Below are 2641 nucleotides of genomic sequence, written 5' to 3'. Positions count from 1 at the left end.
AGTGGCTTGCAGCCACTTCGACAGCAGGCACACCTGATCGGCAGGCTGCCGCTGAAGCTACTTTTTCAACAGAATCGACCCAAAGCGGTCTCTCGTGAAGGGAAGCAATCGGCCAAGAGCTGCCGGTGATGCCGGACAGAACAGGCCAACAAGCGCTCCGTCTTTTCTGCTGGATCGTAGGTCGCAGCTTATCTCGGAGACGCAGGAAAACCATGATCTTTTGCTGCCCATACAACAACCAGTGTGGCCGCCAGCAGCACCAGCAGCGCAGGCGCGAATGCGGCCACGCCAAGGCGATCCAGCAGGACGCCACCGATTATGCCGCCGCCCGCGATTGCCATGTTCCAGACAGTGACCAGCATTGACTGCGCAACGTCGGCCGCGTCGCCAGCAGTCTTAGCAATGGCAGTCTGGAACAGAGTTGCCGCGCCGCCAAAGGCCAGGCCCCAGGTGGCCACCGCAACATAAATCACTGTCGGTGCATCAGCAGCTACGCCGAGTGCCATCGCCGCCAGGCCGAACAAGGCCGTACTGGTGAGTGTCAACGTACGCAGATGGCAGTCTATCAGCACGCCGACGATCCAGATTCCCAGCAGGGAGGCGACGCCGAACACCAGCAGCGCCAAGTCCGTCCGTTCGGCCATACCCGCTGCCGTCAGGAACGGCGCGATGTAGGTGTAGAGGATGTTGTGCGCCAGCACAAAGGCCAACACCACGAAAAGCACCGGAAGCACACCAGCCACAGTAAACACATGACCCAGCGACAACCGCTTGCCCGCTGCCTGCCCGGCGAAGTCCGGCACCTTGACGCGCACCCATACCATGAGCACCAGTGCCAGCCCGCTCATGATGCCAAAGCAAGTCCGCCAGCCCACCAAATTCCCAAGGAAGGTTCCAGCCGGCACGCCAAGCGACAGTGCCAATGGCGTGCCAACCATCGCAATGGCGATGGCTCTGCCTTTTTGATGTTCGGGCACCATGCGCGCCGCATAGCCGGCCAGCAGCGCCCAAAGCAGTCCGGCCGATACACCCGCCAGGAAGCGTGCAACTATCGTCAGCACATAACTGTCGGAAAACGTGGTCACGGTATTAGCGACCACGAAGCCCGCGACTGCCGCCAGCAGCAGCGGGCGGCGGCGCACGCCCTGCGTGACGGCGGTCAAAGGAATCGCCGCTAACAGCGAACCGATGGCATAGATGGTTACGAGCTGCCCGGCTAGTGCCTCGGAGACTCCCAAGCCGGCGCTGATCTGAGGTAATAAACCCGCCGGCAAGGCTTCCGTTAGGATCGTGACGAAGCCGGCCAGCGCTAGGGCCAGCAGTGATGTGACGGGAAGGTGTGCGCTTGGCGCGCCACAGCCAAGAGTTGTTGTTGAACGAACCATAGGACTGCCTTTTCGGGTGTCGATTGCGGACTCAATGGCACGGAACCGGCACGAAGTGAATGTGGGCAGTCATCTTGTTGTTATTTCCGTTATAAAACCATAATGCTTATATTCAGAACATATCGGACTAATTTTCCTAGATAGGCGCGACGATGGAGTGGCTGAGCGGCATCGCGATTTTCATGCAGGCAGCGGATACCCGCAGTTTCTCCGAGGCTGGGCGCAACATAGGGATATCATCGTCAGCCGTGGGAAAAAGCGTGTCCCGGCTGGAGGAACGGCTGGGCGTGCGCCTGTTCCACCGAAGTACGCGCAGCATCACGCTGACCGCCGAAGGTGGCCTGTTCGTGGAACGCTGCCGGCGCATTCTCTGTGAAGCCGAGGCGGCCGAGCTTGAGCTGTCCCAAACCCAGCAAGCGCCCAAGGGTCGGCTGCGCATCAGCCTGCCCTTGGTCGGAATGCTGGTCATGCCCGCGCTGACGGCCTTCATGCATCGCTATCCAGCTATTGAGCTGGACGTGGATTTCTCAGATCGGCTGGTGGACGTGATTGATGAAGGCTTCGACGTGGTGATGCGTACCGGCGAACCGACCGATTCGCGCCTCATGTCGCGGCCGCTCGGAAGCTACCGCCTGCAATTAGTCGCATCGCCCAGCTACCTGGCGAGCCAAGGATCGCCCGAGGTTCCCGCTGACTTGGGGCACCATGTCTGCTTACAGCACAAGTTTCCCTCCACGGGAAAGTTCGAGGCTTGGCCGTTGGCGCGCGGCGAAGACGCGCCGGAATGGACGCTGCCGGCCTCAATGGTGTGCAACACCACTGGGGCGTTGATGGACGTGGCCATCGCGGGCTTGGGCATCGCGTGCCTACCGGACTTTATGGTGCGACAGGCCATCGAACGGGGCGAGCTGGTTTCGGTGCTGGACGCGCATGTCGAACACCAAGGCACGTTCCGTCTACTGTGGCCGTCGAGCAAGCATCTTGCTCCGAAGCTTCGCGTGTTCATCGACTTTATGGTCGAAACGCTTTTTGCACAAAGGGCCGTGGCGTAGAAAAACGCATGGGGCTGACTAGCAGCTGCTCGCCAAAGCGAGCTTGCGTCGTTCCCAAGTGTTCGCTGGCCTACCCCGTTTCATGGATTTCGACGGGCAGCTTATGGCCGAAAGCAGTCCGCCACGCGAGAGTGTCAGTTTTTTTGTGTGCGGGCCGATAACGGCCTGCCGCCAGGCAGGCCAGGCTTTTACCAGGTCGGCCTG

Annotated in this window: 2 protein-coding genes; one reads left to right on the top strand and one right to left on the bottom strand. The window is 60.6% G+C overall.

Annotation, left to right across the window (positions count from 1 at the left end; all coding sequences use genetic code 11):
• Window positions 1-188 precede the first annotated feature (188 nt).
• The gene (locus CYD26_RS24610) at window positions 189-1385 is read right to left on the bottom strand and encodes an MFS transporter (protein ID WP_065758862.1); all 1197 of its coding nucleotides are present in this window, start codon (window positions 1383-1385) and stop codon (window positions 189-191) included.
• A gap of 152 nt (window positions 1386-1537) precedes the next feature.
• Between CYD26_RS24610 and CYD26_RS24605 the strand changes: the two genes are divergently transcribed.
• On the top strand, window positions 1538-2437 hold the full coding sequence (locus tag CYD26_RS24605) for a LysR family transcriptional regulator (protein WP_065758863.1): 900 nt from the start codon (window positions 1538-1540) through the stop codon (window positions 2435-2437).
• Window positions 2438-2641: the final 204 nt, after the last annotated feature.

The sequence above is a fragment of the Pseudomonas sp. FFUP_PS_473 genome, assembly GCF_002858665.1.
Classification (GTDB): Bacteria; Pseudomonadota; Gammaproteobacteria; order Pseudomonadales; family Pseudomonadaceae; genus Aquipseudomonas; species Aquipseudomonas defluvii.
This window is presented reverse-complemented; position numbering and strand designations above follow the sequence as displayed.